The following is a 22098-nucleotide window of genomic DNA, read 5'->3' on the forward strand; positions in this document are numbered from 1 at the left end:
AGAGGTTCTAGACCTTGGCCGAGCGGCTGCGGATCCACGAATAGAGAGCGAAGGTCAGGACCGCGAAGGCGGCCAGACCGGCCCACATGGCGGGCCAGGTCGTGTCCTTGGGCAGAAGCGCGAAGGGCGCTTCGTTCCGGGTGCTGACGATGACGGCGGCGGTGAAGACGCCGAACAGGCTTTCGCCCACGATCAGGCCCGAGGCCAGCAGAACGCCCATGCGGCGGCCCACGTCGGCGAAGCGGGTCGTGGCGATCCACTTGTCATAGGCCCAGCCGCAGACGGCGCCGACGACCAGCATGGTGGTGACGGCGGCCGGCAGATAGACGCCGATGCCGGCGGCCAGAGGCGGCAGCTTGACCTTGTCCTTGGTCGCGCCGCGCAGGACGACGTCGAGGATGATGACGCCGACGCCGACCAGGGCGCCGACGCCGATCAGGTCCCAGCGCAGCTCGCCGCTGATGACGCCCTTGGCCAGGGCCGAGATCAGGGTGGCCTGCGGGGCGGCCAGGGTCTGGGCGCCTTGCACGATGGCGGGGGGGCCGCCTTCAAAGCCGAAGGCCTGGTTCATCATGTCCAGGACGAAGGGGATGACCAGGGCGCCGGCGACGACGCCGACCAGCAGGGCCGTCTGCTGACGCCAGGGCGTGGCCTCGACCAGTTGGCCGGTCTTGAGGTCCTGCAGGTTGTCGTTGGAGATGACGGCCACGGCGAAGACCACGGCGGTGACGATCAGGGCGAAGGCGATGATCGAGGGATCGGCAGGCACGCCGGCGATGGCCATGACACCCAGCATCAGCAGGGAGGCGATGATGATGGCCAGGATGCCGACGCCCGAAACCGGGCTGTTGGACGAGCCGATCAGACCGGCCATGTAGCCGCAGATGGCGGCCACGGCGAAGCCGACGACCACGACATAGATCAGGCCGCCGACGACCAGCAGGGGGGCTGAACCGGCCAGGGCCGTGCCCTGGGCGAAGACGGCCAGCAGGACGGCGATGCCGACCAGGGCGGCGATCGACAGCAGACCGACGAACTTGATCGGAATGTCCTGCTCGGTGCGGTCCAGAACCTCGCCGTGGGCGCGCTTGGTCTGGGCGGCGATGGCCGAAGCCAGGCCGGCGACCAGGGGCTTGGCCAGCTTGGCCAGGGTCCACAGGGCGGCGACGCCGATGACGCCGGCGCCGATGAAGCGGACTTCCTTGGCCCAGACGGTCATGGCCAGTTCCTCGGCCGGGGCGCCGGCAGGCAGGCTGGCGGCGATCGAGGGCACGCCGTGGGCGGCGGCCCAGGCCACGAACTCGGGCGAGGTCAGGATGGGGACGAAGATCAGCCAGGCCAGGACCAGGCCGAACAACTGGGTCAGGCCGACGGCCAGGCCGATCAGGTGGCCGGCGCCCAGAAGGGCGAACTGCATGGAGAAGCCGACGCCGGTGGCGCCGCCGCCGAGCGCGGCGGGCAGGCGCGCGAAGGCGGTGGTCTCGGCGGCGAAAACGCGGGCCGAGGCCAGGAAGGCGAAGAAGGCCGAGGCGATGGCGCTGCCGATCACCACGAACAGGCCGGAGCGGTTCTCGCGCACGGCCTCGGCGGATTCATCGGCGCCCGGCGAGCCGACCTTGAGCACCTCGGCGGCGGCGACGCCCTCGGGGTAGGGCAGGCCGCCCTGGACCACCAGGGTGCGGCGCAGGGGAATGGAGAAGGTCACGCCCAGCACGCCGCCGAGCACGCAGATGGCCACCGACTCCCAGAAGGGGAAGTTCATCCACCAGCCGATCATGACCAGGCCGGGCAGGACGAAGATGATCGAACTCATGGCGCCGCCAACCGAGGCGACGGTCTGAACCGTCATATTCTCCCAGATGGTTGAGCCCTTGAAGGCGCGCAGCAGGGCCATGGAGATGACCGCCGCCGGAATGGCCGAGGCGAAGGTCAGGCCGACCTTCAGGCCCAGATAGGTGTTGGCCGCCGTAAACACCGCCGCCAGCAAGCAGCCCAGGATCAGGGCGCGGATGGTCAGTTCGATGCGTTTGCCGGTGCTGGGAGGGCTGTCTGTCATGCGGGTTCTTTCCATTGTCGCGCGGAGGTAATCCCGAAAGCGCGGCCGTGACAACGGGTCGCGCAGAGATAGGCGAAGACCTCTCCCTCCCCTTCATGGGGAGGGTGGTCGCGTCAGCGACCGGGTGGGGAGGACCAGGTGATGCCGAGTTCTGAGTCTGTATAGCCCAAGCGCCCCCACCCGTCTGGCGCTGCGCGCCAGCCACCCTCCCCATGAAGGGGAGGGAGAACAGGTCTGCCCGCCTCGCGATAACGCGGGCGGTGAGAGGGCTGGGCGGGGCGAGTTGTGATGGCGCGCGCATTTTCCTTCTCCCCTTGTGGGAGAAGGTGGGCCCGAAGGGCTCGGATGAGGGGTTGCGCGACGGCGGCCACGGGGCTCGGTTCAATGCGCGGCGAGACCCCTCATCCGTCTGCCTTCGGCAGCCGCCTTCTCCCGCAAGGGGAGAAGGAATAGATATGCGCCATGCCTGAATTACCCGAAGTCGAAACCGTGCGGCGTGGTCTGGAGCCGGTGCTGGAGGGGGCGCGGTTGACGCTGCCGCGTCAGAACCGGCCGGACCTGCGCTTTCCTTTTCCCGAGCGCTTCGTGGAGCGGCTGGACGGGGCGACGGTGCTGCGGCTGGACCGGCGGGCCAAGTATCTGCTGTTCCCGCTGTCGACCGGCGAGACCTGGGTGACGCATCTGGGCATGACGGGGCGGTTCACCCTGGAGGGCGCGGCTCCGGGGGCGTTCGAGACGGATGCGCCGGTCGTGGGCAAGCATGAGCACATGAGCTTGACGGCGGAACGGGCCGGGGTGCTGACGCGGCTGGGCTACGCCGATGCGCGGCGCTTCGGCTTCATGGGGCTGATCCCCACCGAGGCGGTCGAGGGGCATGCCTGGTTTGCGGATCTGGGACCGGAGCCGCTGGGCAACGGCTTTTCCGCCGCTCATCTGGCCGAGGTCTTTGACGGCAAGGCGCAGAACATCAAGGTCTCGCTGCTGGACCAGAGGAATGTGGCGGGTCTGGGCAATATCTATGTCTGCGAGGCCCTGTATCGCGCGCGCATCTCGCCGCTGACCCCGGCGGGCAAGGTCAGCCGGCCCCGGCTGGAGCGACTGGCGACCGAGGTGAGGCAGGTGCTGGCCGACGCCATCACGGCGGGCGGCTCGACGCTGAAGGACTTCGCCAATGTCGAGGGCGGGCAGGGCTATTTCCAGCATCGCTTCGACGTCTATGGCCGCGAGGGCGAGCCGTGCCGGACGGAGGGTTGCGGCGGCGCAGTGGCGCGCCTGGTCCAGGGCGGGCGCTCGACCTTCTTCTGTCCGGTCTGCCAAAAACGGTGATGTGTCGGAAAAATCCGACGTGATGTAAAAAATAATAGACATGATGTCTGCGTCGTGCGACATCGCCTCATCGCTTGGGATCAAGGAGGAGGCGGCCATGTCGTTCAGGGAAAAACTGTCGTGGGGCGTGCTGCTGACCACCTCGGCGGTGTGGAGCTTTTACTTCGTGCGGCTGGGGCTGAAAGCGGCCGACGGCCTGCTGACCCAGGATCTGGTGCTGTGGACCATGGGGGTCTGCATCGGTTTCAGCCTTGCGGCCCACGTCGGATTTTCCATCCTGGCGGCGGTCAGCACCTCGAAGGCCGAGCGGTCCGTGGTCGATGAGCGCGAGCAGGGCGTGGCCCTCAAGGCCAGTTATACGGCCTTCGTGACCATGAGCGGCACGTTGGGGGCGCTGTCGGCCTATGGCTACTCCTACGCTCTGCGTCACCCGGACATGCTGGGACCCGATCCTCTGGCGCCGGCTCTGTTGCTGGCGGCCAACGGCTTCATCTTCGCCCTGGCCCTGTCCGAGGTGGTGCGTCACGCCACCCAGATCACCCTGCTGCGCCGCGTCGGTTGAGGCCGCGACGGATAAGGAGCGCGTCATGAGCTTTCGTGAGAAGCATCTGTGGGTGGCCATCATCGCCGGGCTGGCGGTCTGGGGCGCCTATGCCTGGCGGTTTGGCGAGCGGGTCTTGGCCGGCGGACTGAAACAGGCGGATTTCGCCGCCGACATGGGCGGGCTGTTCATTCTTGGCCTGGTCGCGGTGGTGGTGCTGGAGGCCGGGCTGACGGCCCTGGCCATGCTGACGACCTCCAAGGCCGAGCGCCGGGCGCGGGACGAGCGCGAAGGCGCAGCGACGCTGCAGGCCAGCCATGTGTCGCTGATGCTGCTGATCGGCTTGCTGGTCACGGTCTCGGCAGTCGCCTATGGCGTCGGCTTCTGGGGCAGCGTGAGGCCCGAGGGGCTGGCGCGGTGGATGATCCCCGGCAACGGCCTGGTCCTGGTCGCCAATGCGGTTCTGGGCTGCATCATGCTGTCGGAACTGGCGCGCTGGGCCCTGTCCCTGGCCCTGTTGAAGCGGGGGCGGTGATGGGCAAGGCGCCGCCTCCTATAAAGAACCGCATCCGCGAACTGCGCTTTCACGCCGGCGAGATGACCCAGGCCGACCTGGCCGCGCGCATCGGCATGACACGTCAGACCATCGTGGCCATGGAGCAGGGCAAGTACTCGCCCAGCCTGGAGGCCGCCTTCCGTATCGCCCAGGTCTTTGGCGTCGAAATCGGCGAGGTGTTCCAGTGGGAGGGCTGAGGCGCTAGACCTCGGCTCAATGATTATGAGGAGCGCCCCGATGGCCGACGTCTATTCCACCCTGCTGATCGAACGCCATGCCGAGGGCTATGCGGTCGTCACCCTGAACCGGCCGGAGGCGCTGAACGCGCTGAACACCACCCTGACCGGCGAACTGGGCGACTTCCTGGAGAGCGTGGCCGACGATGACAGCGTGCGCTGCGTGGTCCTGACCGGCTCGGTCAAGGCCTTCGCCGCCGGCGCCGACATCAAGGAGATGGCCGATCAGGCCTATGCCGACATGTACCGCGGCAACTTCTTCGCTCGCGCCCATGACCGGGTGGCGAGCTTCCGCAAGCCGATCATCGCGGCGGTGTCGGGCTATGCGCTCGGCGGCGGCTGCGAGCTGGCCATGCTGTGCGACTTCATCATCGCCTCCGAGACGGCCAAGTTCGGCCAGCCCGAGATCAACCTGGGCGTGGCCCCCGGCATCGGCGGCTCGCAGCGCTTGACCCGCGCGGTGGGCAAGGCCAAGGCGATGGACATGTGTCTGACCGGCCGGATGATGGACGCCGCCGAGGCCGAGCGTTCGGGCCTGGTGTCGCGCGTGGTGGCGTCTGAGGCCCTGCTGGACGAGGCGCGGGCCACAGCGGCCAAGATCGCCGGTCAGTCCATCCTGGCGGTCATGGCCAACAAGGAGCTGGTCAACGCCGCTTTCGAGACGACCCTGGCGCAAGGGGTGGTGTTCGAGCGCCGCCTGTTCCACTCCCTGTTCGCCTTCGACGACCAGAAGGAGGGCATGGCGGCCTTCGTCGAGAAGCGCAAACCCGCCTTCACGGGCCGCTAAACCCAGGCCCAAACCTAGGCCCCGACTCAATTCCGGCCGCGTCGCGTTGACCGGCCGGAGCCTTTCCGCTATAGCCGCCCGCTCTTGAGATTTCCTCGCCGTGGACGTGGGTTCGCGGCGTTTTCGTTCGAAGGTTTTTACCCGATGGCCAACAATGCAGGCGCCCGCAAGGCGATCCGCAAGATCGAAGCGCGGACCGAAGTGAACAAGGCCCGCCGTACGCGCGTTCGCACCTACCTGCGCAAGTTCCAAGAAGCCCTGACGGGCGGAGACGTCGAAGCCGCCAAGAGCGCCTTCATCACGGCTCAGTCGGAACTGATGCGCGCCGTGTCGAAGGGCGTGGTTCACAAGAACACCGGCTCGCGCAAGGTTTCGCGCCTGGCCGCCCAGCTGAAGAAGCTGTCGGCCGCCTGATTTAGGCGAGGTCGGGACGGGCTTTCACGCCTTTGTCAAACGACGTCATCTAACGCGCTCGGACGACCCGTAACCGGGTTGTCGCAAGAAAATCTAACGATTTCAACGGCGAGGAAGCGCAAGCTCCCTCGCCGTCTTGCTGTCTGGCGCTAAGTCTCGGACGGAATTCCATAGAATCCAGCGTTAGCGAATGGGGCGAAATCGCCATTTTCCCAAGCGACGCCGGGGTTTGCCGGAGTCAAACAATTTAAGTGCGAATCTCGACTCGAATCAGCGTTGATCTCCGCCGTGCGACGCGTAAGTTTTGGCCTGTAACGCACTTCCATCCCAATCCGGATGAAGACGGGGGAAATCAATGGTTTCCGCCGGCGGGAGACGTCTGTCCGTGAGTACGACCCCACCTGCAAAACCTCGGTTTTGCGGGGCAGGAGAAGTCGTCCCGGCTGTCGCCTTCGTTGTGCGTTCGTTCGGTGGTTCTAACTCTTGGCGGGTGTGTTTTGACGATATTGGGGGGCGCGATGACGGGCATGACGGATCCGGACCGTATCTGGACTGAGGCGGCGGGCCGCCTGAAGACCGAGATCGGCGACGGTCCGTTCAGCAGCTATATCGCGCCGTCGGCCGTGCGCCTGGACGCGAGCGGCAATCTGATCCTGGTGACGCCGACCGCCTATGCGCGGGACTGGGTGCGCAAGAACGCCCTGCGTCGCATGAACGAGCTGTGGCTGGGCCTGGACGGCCTGTCGCGTCGTCTGGACGTCCGCTGCCGCGCCGAGGTGGGGTCGCCCGCCCCGGCCACCGCCTTCCCCGCCGGCGAGGCCCCGCGCCTGGCCTCGGTGGGCGGCGTGATCGCCCCCGCGCCTGTTTCGGCCCTCGCCTCGACCTTCGCCCCCTCGACCGACGGCGCCCGCGCCGTGCGCGCCGCCGGTCTGCAAGAGCGCCTGAACTTCGACAGCTTCGTCGAAGGCCAAGGCAACGCCTTCGCCCTGGCCATCGCCAAGCAGGTCGCCAGCTGGGCTGACGGCCACTTCAACCCGGTCTTCTTCTGCGGCCCCTACGGCTACGGCAAGACCCACCTGCTGAACGCCATCGCCTGGGAGGCGCAGCGTCTGCGCCCCGACGCCAAGGTGGTCTATCTGACCGCCGAGCGGTTCCTCTCGACCTTCGTGCGCGCCATGCAGGACCGCTCGACCGCGGCCTTCAAGGAAAGCCTGCGCTCGGCCGACATGCTGCTGCTGGACGACGTCCAGTTCGTCGGCGGCAAGACCTCGACCCAGGAAGAACTGCTCAACACCCTAACCTCGCTGATCGAGGACGGCAAACGCATCGTCCTGTCGGCCGACCGCGCCCCGACCGCCCTGACCGATGTCGAGCCGCGCCTGCGCAGCCACCTGGCCGCCGGTCTGACCTGCCCGGTTGAAGCCGCCGACCGCAATCTGAAGATCGCCGTGGCCCAGTCGCGTCTGAACGCCCTGGCCAAGCTGGGCGTCGTCTCGGGCGAGGCCCGCATCGACGTGCTGGAGCACCTGGTGGATCGCACCCCCGGCTCGATGCGTGAGCTTGAAGGCGCCGTGAACACCCTGGCCGCCGTCGCCGGCGCTCGCCTCTCGGCCCTGAGCGTCGACGAGGCCCAGAGCCTGCTGGGCGTCGCCCTGCGCGGCGGTCCCGAGCGTCGCATCACCGTCGATGAGATCCAGAAGACGGTCGCCGACCACTTCAACCTGAAGCAGGCCGATCTGCTGAGCGAGCGCCGCACCCGCGCCATCGCCCGCCCGCGCCAGATCGCCATGTATCTGTGCAAGCAGCACACGACCCGCTCCTATCCCGACATCGGCCGTCGCTTCGGCGGACGCGATCACACGACCGTCCTGCACGGCGTGCGCAAGATCGAGGAGCTGATGCCCAAGGAAGAGCAGATCGCTCGCGACGTCGAGGCCCTGACGCGCAAACTGCGCGGCTAGAACGGGAAGTGACGCACAAGCTGCGCGGCTAAAGCTTCCACCGCAGGCCTGTGGATAGCGGGGGCAGACGTCACAGGATGTCGGCCCCCCGTTGCCCCCGCCGCTCAATGCGCTAGTGTTCCAGCCCATCCTTACGGCGACGCTGATAAAGGCGTCGCGGCCCGGGCGAGACCACATGCAGCTGACCATCGAACGTTCCGCGCTCCTGAAAGCCCTCGGGCACGTTCAGAGCGTGGTCGAGCGCCGCAACACCATTCCGATCCTGTCGAACGTGCTGCTGAGCGCCGGGCGCGACCGCCTGTCCTTCGCCGCCACCGATCTCGACATGGAGATGGTGGATGAGGCCGAGGCCCAGGTGAACGTCGAGGGCCAGATCACGGCCCCGGCCCACACCCTGTATGAAATCGTCAAGAAGCTGCCGGACGGCGCCGAGGTCTCGCTGACCTATTCGGGCGATGATCCGCGTCTGGTGATCTCGGCGGGGCGGTCCAAGTTCAACCTGCCGGTCCTGCCGGCTGGCGACTTCCCGGTCATGTCCACGGAGACCTCGGGCGCGCGCTACACCCTGCCCAAGGAAGATCTGGCGCGTCTGATCGACAAGACCCGTTTCGCCGTCTCGACCGAAGAGACGCGCTATTATCTGAACGGCCTCTATCTGCACACGGTGTCGGACGGCGGCATTCCGCTGCTGCGCGCCGTGGCCACCGACGGCCACCGCCTGGCCCTGGCCGAGACCCCGGCGCCGGAAGGCGCGGCGGGCGGTCCCGGCGTCATCGTGCCGCGCAAGACGGTGGATCAGGTCCGTCGTCTGCTGGACGACGGCGCCGGTCCGGTCGAGGTCCAGGTCTCGGCCCAGAAGATCCGCTTCGAGTTCGGCGAGGCCAGCCTGACCTCCAAGGTCATCGACGGCGCCTTCCCCGACTATCTGCGCGTCATTCCCAAGGGCAATGACAAGCAGGCCGACATCGACAATGCCCTGTTTTCCAAGGCCGTCGATCGCGTGGCCACCATCTCGGCCGAGAAGAGCCGTTCGGTGAAGCTGGCCTTCGACAACGACCGGGTGAAGCTGACGGTCCGCAACATGGAAGCCGGCCAGGCCGAGGAAGAGGTCGAGATCGGCTATTCCGAAGAGCCGTTCGAAATCGGCTTCAACGCCCGCTACCTGCTGGACGTCGCCGGCCAGATCACCGGCGAGACCGCCCACTTCAAATTCGCCGACCCGGCCAGCCCCACCCTGGTGCTCGACCCGGCCGACGTGGGCGTGCAGTACGTGCTGATGCCGCTGCGTGTGTAGCGTGCGCCTTGCGGTTCTTCTTCTGGTCTCCACCGCCTTGTATGCAGGTGCGGCGGAGGCTCAGGTTGAAACGCCGCTGTCATCCACTCATCTGCGTGGCGTCTGTGCTGCGCTGAGTTTTGAGGAAGCGGACCTCAGCTCGGACTGCCAAGATACAGTGCTTGTCAGGAGTTACGCTTGCGGTCGAGTCAGCGTTGCTTTCGCCATTACGCCTGAATGCTGTGCCCTGAGTTTTGAGGGCGACGAGAAGGGGCGAACCTCCGACGGCAACATCGTTGTGCAGCCGATCAATCGGGCTTTTCTTTTCAGGGCGGGTGGTCCTGCTATCGAGGTTGAGGGGGCTGGCGAGTGCCGCTGGAGCCCCTTCGTCGCGGACGCTGCGATGGTGGATTGCGCGTTGGTCGATCGCACTGGAAAGTCGACGAAAGGTCTTTTCCAGGCGGGGGCTGCCGAACCGAACGAGCAATGGTTCTAAATCCCGGGGGCCGCCGGGGTGAGCGGTTTCTAATTCGGTCTCTGCTGACCAAATCGGTGTATCTGCTGACCCAAGCATGATCACCTCCCTCGCCCTCACCGACTTTCGTTCCTATGCGAGCGCCAGCCTGCCGGTTTCCGGCGGGGCCGTGGTGCTGCATGGGCCGAACGGGGCGGGCAAGACCAACCTCTTGGAGGCCATCAGCCTGCTGACCCCCGGCAAGGGTCTGCGCGGGGCAACGGCGCAGGAGATGGGGCGGCGTGAGCCGGGCGAGGCTGTGGGTCGGGCCTGGGCCGTCATGGTGACGTTGAACGAAGACGGCGAGGAGGTGCGTCTGGGCACCGGGGTGCAGGCGGCGGGGGCCGCGCGGCGCATCGTCCGCATCGACGGCGAGACGGCGCCGCCGGGGCAGCTGCTGGATCATCTGCGCCCGGTCTGGGCCACGCCCGAGCAGGACCGCCTGTTTTCCGACGCGCGGGCGGGGCGGTTGCGGTTTTTCGACCGGCTGGTGTTTGCGGCTGATCCCGACCACGCGGCGACCGTCTCGACCTATGAAAGGGCCCTGCGCGAGCGGCTGAAGCTGCTGACCGACGGGGCGGAGGGTCGGCCCGCCGACCCGCTGTGGCTGGATGCGCTGGAGGCGCGGCTGTCCGAGGCCGGGGCGCGGGCCGCCGTGGCGCGGACGCGGGCGCTGGCGGCCTTGCAGGTCGGGATTGATGCGCGCGGGGACCGGCCCTTTCCGCAGGCCGACCTGGGTCTGACCGGGGCGGCGGAAGAGATGGCGGCGTCGGGGGCGGACGAGGCTGACGTGGTCGGGATGCTGGGCGAGGGCTTTGTGCGGGCGCGGGCGCGCGACGCAGCGGCCGGGCGCTCGCTGTTCGGGCCGCATCGGTCGGACCTGACGGCCCTCCACCGCGAGAAGAATCGGCCCGCCGCCGAGGGGTCTTCGGGCGAGCAGAAGGCCCTGGTGCTGAACCTGATCCTGGCCCAGGTCGGGCGGTTGGCGGGTCAAAAGGCCCAGCCGGTTCTGCTGCTGGATGAGGCTCCGGCGCATCTGGACGAAGCCCGCCGCGCCGCTCTGTTCGACGAGATCGAGGCGCTCCAGCTTCAGGCCTTCATGACGGGGACGGAGCGCGGCCTGTTCGCCGCCCTGGAAGGGCGGGCGCAGTTCGTTTCGGTGGAAGGCGGGGCGCTTTCCTCGCCTTCTCCCCTTGTGGGAGAAGGTGGCAGGCGAAGCCTGACGGATGAGGGGTAGCGCCGTCTTCGGAACATCGTCTGAGGCGCGGTTCAGCCGGCTGTAGCATCGCGCGGAGAGACCCCTCATCCGAGCGCCTGCGGCGCCCACCTTCTCCCGCAAGGGGAGAAGGGTTGAGAGGTGGCTTTTCCCGTCAAATTTCCTATATGTTATCGGCGTCGGGGCGCGGTGAATTGCGACCTGATGCGGACGGCTGAATGGCCGTCTTTTCCCTGTCCGTTCGCGGACCCTGAGCCGACGTTTTCATGACCGATCAGACTGACGCCTCGCCGGAATACGGCGCCGATTCCATCAAGGTTCTCAAAGGCCTGGACGCGGTGCGCAAGCGCCCCGGCATGTATATCGGCGACACCGACGACGGCTCCGGCCTGCATCACATGGTCTATGAGGTGGTCGACAACGCCATCGACGAGGCCCTGGCCGGTCACGCCGACCTGGTGACGGTCACCCTGAACGAGGACGGTTCTGTCACCGTCACCGACAACGGCCGGGGCATCCCGACCGCCATCCACGCCGAGGAAGGCATTTCCGCCGCCGAGGTCATCATGACCCAGTTGCACGCCGGCGGTAAGTTCGACCAGAACTCCTACAAGGTGTCGGGCGGCCTGCACGGCGTGGGCGTGTCCGTGGTCAACGCCCTGTCCGACTGGCTGGAGCTGGTCGTCTATCGTGAAGGCAAGAAGCACACCGTCCGCTTCGAGCGCGGCGAGACCGTGCGTTCGCTGGCCGTCGTCGGCGAGGCGCCAATGCGCGAGGACAAGGGCCGTCTGCTGACCGGCACCGAAGTCACCTTCTTCCCCTCGGTCACCACCTTCAGCCACATCGACTTCGACCTGAAGACGCTGGAGCACCGCCTGCGCGAGCTGGCCTTCCTGAACTCAGGCGTGGTCATCAAGCTGTCGGATCATCGCGGCGCCGAGCCGGTCGAGATCATGCTGCACTATGAGGGCGGCGTCGAAGCCTTCGTGCGCCACCTCGACAAGTCCAAGACCCCGATCCTGAAGGACGTCATCGTCATTCGCGGCCAGAAGGACGGCATCGAGCTGGACCTGGCCCTGTGGTGGAACGACAGCTACCACGAGACCATGCTGTGCTTCACCAACAACATCCCGCAGCGGGATGGGGGCACCCACCTGTCGGCTTTCCGCGCCAGCCTGACCCGCGTCATGGGCAGCTATATCGAGAGCTCGGGCCTGGCCAAGAAGGAGAAGGTCGCGCCGACCGGCGAGGACGCCCGCGAAGGCCTGACCTGCGTCCTGTCGGTCAAGGTGCCGGACCCCAAGTTCAGCTCGCAGACCAAGGACAAGCTGGTCTCGTCCGAGGTGCGCCCGGCGGTGGAGAACCTCTGCTCCGAGGGCCTGTCCACCTGGTTCGAGGAACACCCGGTCGAAGCCAAGATGATCGTGTCCAAGATCATCGAAGCCGCCTCGGCCCGCGAAGCCGCCCGCAAGGCGCGCGACCTGACGCGGCGCAAGTCGGCGCTGGAGATCAGCAGTCTGCCCGGCAAGCTGGCCGACTGTCAGGAACGCGATCCGGCCAAGTCCGAACTCTTCATCGTCGAGGGCGATTCCGCAGGCGGCTCGGCCAAGCAGGCGCGTAATCGCGAAAACCAGGCCGTCCTGCCCCTGCGCGGCAAGATCCTGAACGTCGAGCGCGCGCGCTTCGACCGGATGCTGTCATCGGACCTGATCGGCACGCTGATCCTGGCCCTGGGCACCGGCATCGGCCGCGACGACTTCAACGCCGACAAGCTGCGCTATCACAAGATCATTCTGATGGCCGACGCGGACGTCGACGGCGCCCACATCCGCACCCTGCTGCTGACCTTCTTCTATCGTCAGATGCCGGAGCTGATCGAACGCGGCCACGTCTATATCGCCCAGCCGCCGCTCTATAAGGTGTCGAAGGGCAAGCAGCACCGCTACGTCAAGGACCAGGCGGAGATGGACGCCTACCTGATCGAGGAAGGCTGCGCCGACGCCGAACTGGACCTGTCCAATGGTGAGCGCCGCATGGGTCTGGACCTGCAGAGCCTGGTCCGCGAAGCCAAGGCCTTCAAGGCCCTGGTCGATCGTCTGGCCGCTCGCGCCCCCGCCTTCGCCATCGAGCAAAGCGCCCTGGCCGGCCTGTTCACCGAAGGCGGCGTCGAACTGGAAGCGCGCGCCGCCAGCGCCGCAGACCGCCTGAACCTCTATGCCGAAGAAGGCGACGGCCCGTGGTCGGGCGCGCGCGCCGAACAGGGCGGGGTCATGTTCAGCCGCGTCCGCCGCGCCGTGACGGAGACCATCGTCCTGGACGAACAACTGGGCCGTTCGCTGGACGCGCGGCGTCTGGCCGAACGGGCTGCTGTCTTCGAGGGCCTGTTCGACAAGCCCGGCGTCTATCGCCGCAAGGACAAGTCCACGACGATCCGCGGGCCTCTGGACCTGCTGAACGCCGTGCTGGACGCCGGCAAGAAGGGCATGGCCATCCAGCGCTACAAGGGTCTGGGCGAGATGAACCCCGAGCAGCTGTGGGAGACGACGCTGGACGTCAACGCCCGCACCCTGCTGCAGGTCAAGGTCGAGCACGGCGACGACGCCGACGACCTGTTCGCCAAGCTGATGGGCGATGTGGTGGAACCTCGCCGCGAGTTTATCCAGGAGAACGCCCTGGACGCCGCCGTCGACGTCTGATCGTCGGTCACAGTCTGAACCGCCTGACGGGCCGTCCTTTCAGGGCGGCCCGTTCTGGTCGGAGGCAGGGCCTGCGGGGCGGTATGGATCACTGCCAGAATATGACTTTTTCGTGTCTCGGTTGCGGCGTCTTGACGCATGCCGGGCGGCAGCGCACCACTAACGAGGTTCGCTGAATGCCCCAGGGCTGGGGCGGGAGAAATTCATGAGAAACGTGGTGTTCGCGGGCGCGGCGGCGCTGGCGCTTGTGTCCGCTTCGCCGGGGGCTCTGGCCCAGGATTCCAGCAAGACCGCCACCTATGGCGAGATTGTCCTGAGAGCCGGTTTCACGCCCGATCCCTATCGGGTGTCGGTGACGGCCGGGGGCTCCATCGACGCCTATGCCGACACGCCCTTGCCCGCCGCTTGTGTCGGCAAAGTCGCGGACGCGCCGGATTTCGAAGTGACCTATGAGGCGGGGCGTTTGCCGCTGGTGTTCCGCACCCTGTCGTCCGTGGACACCACCCTGATCATCAACGGGCCGGACGGCAGTTGGTCTTGCGACGACGACAGCTATGGCGACGGCGACGCCCAGGTGCGCTTCGACAAGCCGCGCAGCGGCACCTATGACGTCTGGATCGGCACCTTTGGCGGCGGAACGGCCAACGCCACCCTGCTGGTCACCGAAACGCCCTGACCTCGAGGCCTGAGCCTCGAGGCCTGACCTTCCAGGCGGACGCCGCGCCCAGCCCCGGGGCCTGTTTCAGGTCCCGGCCAGGGTGGTGTGCACCGGCACGCCGTTCTTGATCGCCAGGGTGACGGGGGTGCGCTCGGCCACGTCGGCCAGTCGGGCGCGCTGGGCCTCGTCCAGCGGTCCGGTCGGGGTCAGGACGCGTTCGATGCGCGGCGGGGTCTCGCCGCCCAGATACTCCAGGCGAATATCCAGCCCCTCCAGCGGCCAGCCTTTCTTCTCCGCATACATGGTCAGGGTGATGGCGGTGCAGGCGCCGAGGGCCGAGATCAGCAGGTCGAAGGGCGCGGGGCCGCTGTCGGCGCCGCCCAGGCGTTCGGGCTCGTCAGCGGTCAGTTCGTGCTTCAGGTCGCCGCCCGTCCGGATCGAGGTCCGGTAGCGGGCGGTTCCGATGTGGGCTTGGGCGACGGCCATGAGGGCGGCTCCGTTCAGGATGTTGGGTTCAGGACATGGGAGGGGCGGAATCGGCGGGGTCGGCGGGCAGGGGGATGAACTCCTGATCGTCCATGTCGGGCAGCTTCATGCGCCCGGCGCGCCAGTCCGCCTTGGCCTGTTCGATGCGGTCTTTCGACGAAGAGACGAAGTTCCAGTCGATGAAGCGCTCGCCCAGCGGCTCGCCGCCCAGCACCATGATGGTCGAGGGCTCCAGGGCGCAGACCACCGAGGCGATCTTCTTTTCCAGCACCGCCATCTGGCCGTGGCCCAGCGGGCGGCCGTCGTCGATCTCGACCAGGCCCGAGACGACATAGACGGCGCTTTCGGAATGATTGGTCGGGGTCTGGAAGCGGGCGCCGGGCTCCAGTTCCAGATGGATATAGTGCAGGGGCGAGAAGGTGCTGACCCCAGCCTTCATGCCGAAGGCCTCGCCGGCGGCCAGGCGGCCCTTGATCCCGTCCTCGCTCCAGGTCGGTAGTTCGGCGGTCCCGACGTGCTGGAAGGAGGGGTCGATCTCTTCCTGACCGTCGGGCAGGGCGACCCAGGCCTGGATGCCTTCCAGACGGGCGCCTTCGCGGCGAGCGCGCTCGAAGCGTTCGGAGTGGGTGACGCCGCTGCCGGCGGTCATCCAGTTGACCTCGGCGGGACGGATGTCCTGCTGCACGCCCAGGCTGTCGCGGTGGGTGATCTCGCCGTCGAACAGATAGGTCAAGGTCGAGATGCCGATGTGGGGGTGGGGGCGCACATCGACGGTCTTGGGCAGGCCGGCGGGCATGTCGACCGGCCCCATGTGATCGAAGAAGACGAAGGGGCCGACGGCGCGACGCTTGGCGTAGGGCAGGACGCGGCCCACCTCGAAGCCGCCGAGATCCTTGCGGCGCTGGTCGATGACGAGTTCGATCATGGGGCTTTCTCCTTCGAGGGGATGTTGAGTGCAGTCTGCACGGTGGTGGTTTCAGAGCACAAGGCGTCCAGGTCCTGCGGCCATCAGGATCAGGAAGCCGCCGATGATGCTGATGTGCTCGAAGAAGCCGTTCAGGGAGACGGCGCGCGGCGCGCCCTGCAAGTTCCAGAAGTCATAGAAGACGACCGCCGTGGCCAGGGTGAACAGGGCCAGCAGGGCGGCGACCGGCGTGACGAACCAGCCAGCGATCAGCAGGGCGCCGCCCACGATCTGCAGGATGATGGTGCCCAGCAGGGCCAGATGCGGGAAGGGGATCTTCTTGCTGCGGACCTCGCTCAGCCCGTCCTGGAAGCGGAGGGCCTTGGTGATTCCGCTCTGCAGGAAGAGGAGGACGATCAGGATGCGGCCGATCAGAAGATAATGGTCGGTCATGAGGCTTCAGCGTGGCTTATCGGAAAGGGTGGCGGTTTCAGACGAGACGGTCCAGGCGATGGAAGAACTCGGTCCGCTCGACATTGGCGGCGCCGTGTTCGTGAAAATGGCGGATGTGGGGGCCGTCGTTGTGGTGCTTGGATTGGGCCGCTTCGGACGCCCAGTGTTCGATGAAGACGAACAGGCCGGGCTGGCCGCTGTCCTCATAGAGCTCGTAGCGCAGGGCGCCCTCCTCGTGCTGGGAGGTGCGGGCGACGGCGATGAGGTCCTGCCTCAGGGCCTCTTCCCTGCCGGCCTTCGCGCGCAGGCCGACGGTGACGAACAGTTCGGCCATGGCTGGCCTCCTTGGAAGAAAAGAGGGGCGGTCCGGTCGGGGGAAGCGGACCGCCCTTGAGGGATCAGTCCTTGTCGTAGGAGAACTGAATCCCGGCCGTGCCGCCGGTTTCGATAAACAGGTTCATGAAGGCGGGGACGGTTTCGGAGCGATTCCAGTCGCGCTGCAGTTCGCAGAACAGTTGCGGAACCGAGATCATCTTGCCGCCGGCCTGTTCGATGCGGCGCAGGGCCATGTCGTGGGCGGCGACCGAGGTGCCGCCGACGGCGTCGGCGATGACATAGACCTCGTAGCCTTCGCGCAGGGCGTCCAGCGCCGGGAAGGTCAGGCAGGCCTCGGTCCACAGGGCCGTCATGATCAGTTTCTTGCGGCCGGTCGCTTCGACCGCCTTGCGGAATTCCACGTCTTCCCAGGAGTTGATCGTGGTGCGGTCATAGGTGGGATAGTCCTTCAACACCTTGCGCAGCTGGCCGATCGGCGGCTGGTTGAGGCCGGTCTTCACATTGACCGTCGAGTGGACGATGGGCAGGCCATAGGCGACGGCGGCCTTGGCCGTGCCGACGATGTTGTTGACCAGAAGCTGGCGGTCCATCGAGGCGATCGAGTTCACCTGAACCGGCTGGTAGTCGATGATGACGAAGGCCGAGTTTTCGGGCGTCAGAAGGTCGTCGTTCTTGGGATCACGGATCGGTTCGCTGGCCATGATGAGGGCTCCAAAGGGGTGTGCTGAAGGCGCAGCACGCGCGTGAGGGACCGGCCCCGCCGTGGGCGGCGAGGCCGGCGAGAGGGGTCAGCTGCGCTGCGAGTCCAGGATCTCGTGGTCGGTCGCGACCTGCTGGGCCTTGCCGTAGCTTTCGATCAACAGCTGATAGGGCGGGAAGATCTGGGTGTAGACCTCGGCCCACTGCTGGGCGTCGTCGCGGTGCCAGGTCTTCTGCAGTTCCGAGGCGACGGCGGCCATGTCCATGGGGATGACGCCGGCTTGAACCACGCGGGCCAGGGTCACTTCCTGAGCCATCTTGGAATAGGTGCCCGAGGCGTCGACCACGGCGAAGACCTTGTAGCCCTCATAGGCGGCGCTGATGGCGGGGAAGGCCATGCAGACGCTGGTGATGGTGCCGGCGATGATCAGGGTCTTGCGGCCGGTCGCCTTTACCGCCGCAACGAAGTCGGGGTTGTCCCAGGCGTTGATCTCGCCCTTGCGCGCCACATACTGGGCGTGGGGGGCGTTGGCGTGGATTTCCGGGATCAGCGGGCCGTTCGGACCCTGCGGCACCGAGGCGGTGGTGATGACCGGCAGCTTGGCCAGGGTGGCCATTGAGGCCAGGGCGGCGGCGTGGCGGCGCAGGGTGGTCATCGGCATGTCGGCCACGGTCTGGAACAGCCCGCTCTGATGGTCGATCAGCAGCATGACAGCGTCATTGGGGTCGATGACGGGGCGCTGGCCGTTGAAATTGGCGGGCAGGGTGGAAGCGGACATGAAGGTCTTTCCTTTCAGGCAGGGGGCCGCACTCGGAGCAATGCTCCGGTCAAGGCTAGGGTTGCGGCCCGGTCCGAAGACCGGGCCTTAAAAAAGTCGTGATTGGATCAGGCGGCCGGGATGTCGCCGAAGCGGCCGCTGTTGAAGTCCGTGATGGCGGTGCGGATTTCGTCCTCACTGTTCATCACGAAGGGACCGTAGCCGACGATGGGCTCGTCGATCGGCTCGCCGGTCAGGACCAGCAGAACCGCGTCGGCGTCGGCGTGTAGGGTGACGCTGGTCCCCTGACGATCCAGCAGCAGGGCCTCGGCCGACCCGGCGCCCTGATCGCCGTTGACGGTGACATGTCCCGACAGGACGACCACGATGGCGGTGTGGCCTTCCGGCAAGGTCAGCGTCGTCTCGGCGTCCCGGTTCAACCGCACGTCCCACACATTGATGGGGGTGAAGGTGCTGGCCGGGCCGTTCGAGCCGTCCATGGCGCCGGCGATGATCCGGGCCGTGCCCGCATTGTCAGGCAGGGTGACGGTCGGAATGTCGGCGTTGAGGATCGACTGATAGCCAGGACGGGTCATCTTGTCCTTGGCCGGCAGGTTGACCCACAACTGCACCATGCGGAAGGGGCCGCCGGTCCGCGCAAAGGCGGGCGAGTGGAACTCTTCGTGCAGGATGCCGCCACCCGCCGTCATCCACTGGACGTCGCCGGGGCCGATGACGCCGCCCTGGCCGGTGGAGTCGCGGTGCTCGACCTCGCCGTCATAGACGATGGTCACGGTCTCGAAGCCGCGATGCGGATGCTGGCCGACGCCGCGACGCTTGTCGGTCGGCTCGAAGTTATGCGGACCGGCGTAGTCGAGCAGCAGGAAGGGGCTGACCTGCTTGCCGACGCTGTCATAGGAAAACAGCGAGCGAACCGGGAAGCCGTCGCCGACCCAGTGGCCGCGATCATTGCCGTAACGTCCAAGAACCTTCTTCATGGTGTGTCTCCTGTGGCGACCGGGCCTCGCCGATCGCGTTGGAGGCTTTATGACCGTGGAACGCCGACCGCAGAAGATTGCGAAACCGCTTCGCTGCGTTCTATCAATAGAACGATGAGAGACCTCAACGACCTCTACTACTTCGTCCAGGTGGTGGACCACGGCGGCTTCGCCCCCGCCGCGCGGGCCCTGGGGATGCAGAAGTCCAAGCTGAGCCGACGTATCGCCTTTCTGGAGGACCAGTTGGGCACGCGCCTGATCCAGCGGTCGTCACGCAAGTTCTCGGTCACCGAGGTGGGCCAGGAATATTACCGCCACTGCCTGGCCATGCTGGTCGAGGCCGAGGCGGCGCAAGCCGTGATCGACAATGTGGCGGCCCAGCCGCGCGGGGTCATCCGCGTCGCCTGCGTGCCCGGTCTGCTGACCTATCAGATGGGCGGGTTGATCGCGCGGTTCATGGCCGTCTATCCCGAGGTGGAGGTGCATCTGCACAGCACCAGCCGCCGGGTGGACGTCATCGGCGAGGGCTTTGACCTGGCCATCCGCGTGCGCGAGCCGCCGCTGGAGGTCACGGACCTGGTCATGCGCAAGCTGGATGAGAGCGTGCACCGTCTGGTGGCCTCGCCCGCGCTGATCGCGCGGTTCTCAGCCCCGTCCGGCCCGGCCGACCTGAACGACTGGCCCAGCCTGGACTTCGGCCCGGCGCACCGGGATCACGTCTGGGCTCTGAACCACAGGGACGGGATGACCGCCTCGGTGCGCCATGCGCCGCGTCTGGTGACCGACGACCTGCACATGCTGCACGAGGGGGCGTTGCAGGGGCTGGGCGTCGTCCTGCTGCCCAGCGTGGCGGTGGCGCGCGATCTGGAGGCCGGGCGGCTGATCGATCTGCTGCCCGACTGGCGGCCCAAGAAGTGGATCGTCCACGCGGTCTTTCCGTCGCGGCGGGGGCTGCTGCCCTCGGTGCGGCTGCTGCTCGACTTTCTGGTCCAGGGTTGCGCCGAACAGCAGATTCACGGTGAAACCCCGGCGTCGCCGCGCGCGACCCCCTATGCCTTTGCGGAGACGAACGACTGATGCGACTGGTCGGAGTATCGGGCAGCCTGCGGGCGGGCTCTTTCAACAGCGCCCTGCTGCGGGCGGCGCAGGGGCTGACGCCTGAGGGCGTGGACCTGATTGAAGGGTCGATCCGGGGCATCCCCCTCTATGACGGCGACGTCGAGCGCGATCAGGGCCTGCCCGAGGCGGTGGTCGCGCTGAAGGATCTGATCGCCGACAGCGACGGCCTGCTGCTGTTCACGCCCGAATACAACAACGGCATGCCCGGCGTGTTCAAGAACGCCATCGACTGGCTGAGCCGCCCGGCCTCGGACATCGAGCGGGTGTTCGGCGGCCGGCCGGTGGCGGTGCTGGGCGCCTCGCCTGGCCCCTTCGGCACGGTGATGAGTCAGGCGGCCTGGCTGCCGGTCCTGCGCACCCTGGGGACCGCGCCCTGGTTTGGCGGACGCATGCTGGTCCCGCACGCCGGGGCGGCCTTTGACGCGGAGGGCCGCCTGATCGACGAGGAGGCCCGTCGCCGTCTGGCGCGATTCATCCAGGGCTTCGCCGCCCATGTGGCTGATGCAAAGCGATAGGCTCCGACTTGTCATCCCGGTGCCGGGCATGAAAGACAACGGACTTCATTTTCTGCACGGGCATCGACGCCGACCATGACCTTCGCCGCACCTCCTGCCCGTCCCATCGGCGTCGATGAGCGTCGCGCCCGTATCCAGGCCCTGGCTGCCGCGCTGGAGGCCCAGGGCCTGGCCGCCCTTCTGCTCGGCTCGACCACCTCTCTGCTCTATTTCACCGGTCTGGACTGGCATCCGTCCGAGCGACTGACCGGCGCCCTGATCCACGCCGACGGGCGGGTGGAGTATGTCTGCCCCCGGTTCGAGCTGGACAAGGTCGGCGCCCTGACGGCGGGCGCCGTATCGGGCGAGATCCTGACCTGGGAAGAGGAAGACAGCCCCTACGCCCTGATCGCGGGGCGGTTGCCCTCGGGCGGACGGCTGGCGGTGGACGAACTGGTCGCGACCTTTGTCTGGTTGGGGATGGCCGGGGCGCTGGGGGCGGATCGGCTGGCCAATGGCGGGCCGCTGACGACGGCGCTGCGTCGGATCAAGTCGCCGGCCGAGATCGCGCTTCTGACCCGCGCCAAGGCTATTACGCTGGAGGTGCAGCGTCGCACCCGCGACTGGCTGACGGCGGGGGTCCTGACCTCCGAGGTCAAACGCTTCATCGACGCCGAACATCGCAAGCTGGGCGGGGAGGGCGGCTCCTGGTTCTGTCTGGTCTCCTTCGGCGACGACACCTGCTTGCCGCACGGCGGCGAGGGCGACCGGGCGCTCCAGGTCAATGACGTGGTGCTGGTCGACACGGGCACCCTGGTCGACGGCTATCATTCGGACATTACTCGCACCTATGTCTTCGGCGAACCGACGCCCGAGTTCCGCAAGGTCTGGGACCACGAGAAGCAGGCTCAGGCCCTGGCCTTTGAAGCGGCGCAACTGGGCGCGACCTGCGAGAGCGTCGATGCCGCCGCCCGCGACTACCTGACCGGGCTTGGCTACGGCCCCGACTATCGCCTGCCGGGACTGCCGCATCGCACCGGACACGGCGTCGGTCTGGACATTCATGAGGCGCCCAATCTGGTGCGGGGTGATCGCACGATCCTGCAGGCGGGCATGAGCTTCTCCAATGAGCCCATGCTGGTGATCCCCGGCCAGTTCGGCGTCCGGTTGGAGGATCACTTCTATATGGGTGAGGCCGGCCCGGTCTGGTTCACCGAGCCGTCGCACAGCCTGGATGATCCGTTCGGATCGCAGTGATCTCAACATTCTGAGATTCAGGGGTTGTGGACTCGGGGGGCGGTCCGTATACCCCGGCCTCGCTCGGAGACGGGCCGGCCCAAGGGGCTTCGGAGACTGAGTTTCCGGGGTTTGGCGGGAAGAAGAGGTTGAAAAACTTCTTGCTTCCGTCGGATGGTTCGATTAGTCTCCGCGCTTCGATCAAATCGCTGAATTGCCGACGCGGGATGCTTCTTCGCTTCCTCGGGCGATCTTCTGCGGTTTCGAGAGCTTCGCTTTTGGAACTTCAGAAACTTCAGAGAGTTGGTTGACAAGGAGATCGGCATTCCTTAGATAGCCGCCTCCGCCGGGGCCTTCGGGTTTCGGGAGTGTTGAAAAAGT

General features: G+C 66.9%; 24 protein-coding genes. 15 read left to right on the plus strand and 9 right to left on the minus strand.

What is annotated here, in order from left to right; translation table 11 throughout:
• Nucleotides 1–7: 7 nt before the first annotated feature.
• Nucleotides 8–2056 carry an OPT family oligopeptide transporter gene (locus tag CQ039_RS10620; RefSeq protein WP_105562747.1) on the minus strand — a complete coding sequence of 683 codons (2049 nt, stop codon included), beginning with the start codon at nucleotides 2054–2056 and terminating at the stop codon, nucleotides 8–10.
• A 462-nt stretch (nucleotides 2057–2518) separates the two neighbouring features.
• Between CQ039_RS10620 and mutM the strand changes: the two genes are divergently transcribed.
• From mutM to CQ039_RS10685, 12 genes are all read left to right on the plus strand, one after another.
• Nucleotides 2519–3382, plus strand: coding sequence for a bifunctional DNA-formamidopyrimidine glycosylase/DNA-(apurinic or apyrimidinic site) lyase (mutM, locus tag CQ039_RS10630; RefSeq protein WP_105562745.1), 864 nt, complete (start codon nucleotides 2519–2521; stop codon nucleotides 3380–3382).
• A 97-nt stretch (nucleotides 3383–3479) separates the two neighbouring features.
• Complete coding sequence (locus CQ039_RS10635; RefSeq protein WP_146112080.1) at nucleotides 3480–3944, plus strand: hypothetical protein; 465 nt, start codon at nucleotides 3480–3482, stop codon at nucleotides 3942–3944.
• A 25-nt stretch (nucleotides 3945–3969) separates the two neighbouring features.
• Complete coding sequence (locus tag CQ039_RS10640) at nucleotides 3970–4458, plus strand: hypothetical protein (RefSeq protein ID WP_105562743.1); 489 nt, start codon at nucleotides 3970–3972, stop codon at nucleotides 4456–4458.
• Nucleotides 4458–4676, plus strand: coding sequence for a helix-turn-helix transcriptional regulator (locus tag CQ039_RS10645; RefSeq protein ID WP_105562742.1), 219 nt, complete (start codon nucleotides 4458–4460; stop codon nucleotides 4674–4676). Before CQ039_RS10640 ends, CQ039_RS10645 begins: the two co-directional genes overlap by 1 nt.
• Before the next feature lie 40 nt (nucleotides 4677–4716).
• Nucleotides 4717–5502, plus strand: a complete 786-nt coding sequence (locus CQ039_RS10650) for an enoyl-CoA hydratase (protein WP_105562741.1) — start codon at nucleotides 4717–4719, stop codon at nucleotides 5500–5502.
• 144 nt (nucleotides 5503–5646) lie between these two features.
• Nucleotides 5647–5916, plus strand: a complete 270-nt coding sequence (rpsT, locus tag CQ039_RS10655) for a 30S ribosomal protein S20 (RefSeq protein WP_105562740.1) — start codon at nucleotides 5647–5649, stop codon at nucleotides 5914–5916.
• 518 nt (nucleotides 5917–6434) lie between these two features.
• Nucleotides 6435–7877, plus strand: coding sequence for a chromosomal replication initiator protein DnaA (dnaA, locus tag CQ039_RS10660; RefSeq protein WP_105562739.1), 1443 nt, complete (start codon nucleotides 6435–6437; stop codon nucleotides 7875–7877).
• A 175-nt stretch (nucleotides 7878–8052) separates the two neighbouring features.
• Nucleotides 8053–9171, plus strand: a complete 1119-nt coding sequence (gene dnaN / locus CQ039_RS10665) for a DNA polymerase III subunit beta (RefSeq protein ID WP_105562738.1) — start codon at nucleotides 8053–8055, stop codon at nucleotides 9169–9171.
• 1 nt (nucleotide 9172) lies between these two features.
• The gene (locus CQ039_RS10670) at nucleotides 9173–9646 is read left to right on the plus strand and encodes a hypothetical protein (RefSeq protein WP_105562737.1); all 474 of its coding nucleotides are present in this window, start codon (nucleotides 9173–9175) and stop codon (nucleotides 9644–9646) included.
• A 76-nt stretch (nucleotides 9647–9722) separates the two neighbouring features.
• On the plus strand, nucleotides 9723–10901 hold the full coding sequence (gene recF, locus CQ039_RS10675) for a DNA replication/repair protein RecF (protein ID WP_105562736.1): 1179 nt from the start codon (nucleotides 9723–9725) through the stop codon (nucleotides 10899–10901).
• Nucleotides 10902–11146: 245 nt separating this feature from the next.
• Complete coding sequence (gyrB, locus tag CQ039_RS10680) at nucleotides 11147–13576, plus strand: DNA topoisomerase (ATP-hydrolyzing) subunit B (RefSeq protein WP_105562735.1); 2430 nt, start codon at nucleotides 11147–11149, stop codon at nucleotides 13574–13576.
• A 205-nt stretch (nucleotides 13577–13781) separates the two neighbouring features.
• Nucleotides 13782–14252 carry a peptidase S1 gene (locus CQ039_RS10685; protein ID WP_105562734.1) on the plus strand — a complete coding sequence of 157 codons (471 nt, stop codon included), beginning with the start codon at nucleotides 13782–13784 and terminating at the stop codon, nucleotides 14250–14252.
• Nucleotides 14253–14318: 66 nt separating this feature from the next.
• On the opposite strand, the gene CQ039_RS10690 is transcribed toward CQ039_RS10685, so the two are convergent.
• From CQ039_RS10690 to CQ039_RS10720, 7 genes are all read right to left on the minus strand, one after another.
• A complete protein-coding gene (locus CQ039_RS10690; protein WP_105562733.1) occupies nucleotides 14319–14720 on the minus strand; it encodes an OsmC family protein in 402 nt (133 codons plus the stop codon).
• Nucleotides 14721–14748: 28 nt separating this feature from the next.
• Nucleotides 14749–15645, minus strand: coding sequence for a pirin family protein (locus CQ039_RS10695; protein ID WP_105562732.1), 897 nt, complete (start codon nucleotides 15643–15645; stop codon nucleotides 14749–14751).
• 51 nt (nucleotides 15646–15696) lie between these two features.
• The gene (locus CQ039_RS10700; protein ID WP_105562731.1) at nucleotides 15697–16077 is read right to left on the minus strand and encodes a DoxX family protein; all 381 of its coding nucleotides are present in this window, start codon (nucleotides 16075–16077) and stop codon (nucleotides 15697–15699) included.
• A 37-nt stretch (nucleotides 16078–16114) separates the two neighbouring features.
• On the minus strand, nucleotides 16115–16411 hold the full coding sequence (locus CQ039_RS10705) for a putative quinol monooxygenase (protein WP_105562730.1): 297 nt from the start codon (nucleotides 16409–16411) through the stop codon (nucleotides 16115–16117).
• Nucleotides 16412–16475: 64 nt separating this feature from the next.
• Nucleotides 16476–17114: a hydrolase gene (locus CQ039_RS10710; RefSeq protein WP_105562729.1), complete on the minus strand. Its 639-nt coding sequence runs from the start codon at nucleotides 17112–17114 to the stop codon at nucleotides 16476–16478.
• Between the two features lie 87 nt (nucleotides 17115–17201).
• On the minus strand, nucleotides 17202–17891 hold the full coding sequence (locus tag CQ039_RS10715; protein ID WP_105562728.1) for an isochorismatase family protein: 690 nt from the start codon (nucleotides 17889–17891) through the stop codon (nucleotides 17202–17204).
• 107 nt (nucleotides 17892–17998) lie between these two features.
• Nucleotides 17999–18868 carry a pirin family protein gene (locus CQ039_RS10720; protein ID WP_105562727.1) on the minus strand — a complete coding sequence of 290 codons (870 nt, stop codon included), beginning with the start codon at nucleotides 18866–18868 and terminating at the stop codon, nucleotides 17999–18001.
• A 114-nt stretch (nucleotides 18869–18982) separates the two neighbouring features.
• Here CQ039_RS10720 and CQ039_RS10725 point away from each other — a divergent pair, with 114 nt between their 5' ends.
• The 3 genes from CQ039_RS10725 (at nucleotide 18983) to CQ039_RS10735 (ending at nucleotide 21738) form a co-directional block, all read left to right on the plus strand.
• The gene (locus tag CQ039_RS10725) at nucleotides 18983–19945 is read left to right on the plus strand and encodes a LysR substrate-binding domain-containing protein (RefSeq protein WP_105562726.1); all 963 of its coding nucleotides are present in this window, start codon (nucleotides 18983–18985) and stop codon (nucleotides 19943–19945) included.
• Nucleotides 19945–20502, plus strand: a complete 558-nt coding sequence (locus CQ039_RS10730) for an NADPH-dependent FMN reductase (RefSeq protein WP_105562725.1) — start codon at nucleotides 19945–19947, stop codon at nucleotides 20500–20502. Before CQ039_RS10725 ends, CQ039_RS10730 begins: the two co-directional genes overlap by 1 nt.
• 75 nt (nucleotides 20503–20577) lie before the next feature.
• The gene (locus tag CQ039_RS10735) at nucleotides 20578–21738 is read left to right on the plus strand and encodes a Xaa-Pro peptidase family protein (protein ID WP_105562724.1); all 1161 of its coding nucleotides are present in this window, start codon (nucleotides 20578–20580) and stop codon (nucleotides 21736–21738) included.
• A 180-nt stretch (nucleotides 21739–21918) separates the two neighbouring features.
• Here CQ039_RS10735 and CQ039_RS16845 read toward each other — a convergent pair.
• Nucleotides 21919–22098 (minus strand): hypothetical protein (locus CQ039_RS16845; protein ID WP_233190162.1); only part of this gene is annotated, 180 nt, incomplete at its 5' end.

The sequence above is a fragment of the Brevundimonas sp. MYb52 genome, assembly GCF_002979535.1.
In the GTDB taxonomy this organism is placed as follows: Bacteria; Pseudomonadota; Alphaproteobacteria; order Caulobacterales; family Caulobacteraceae; genus Brevundimonas.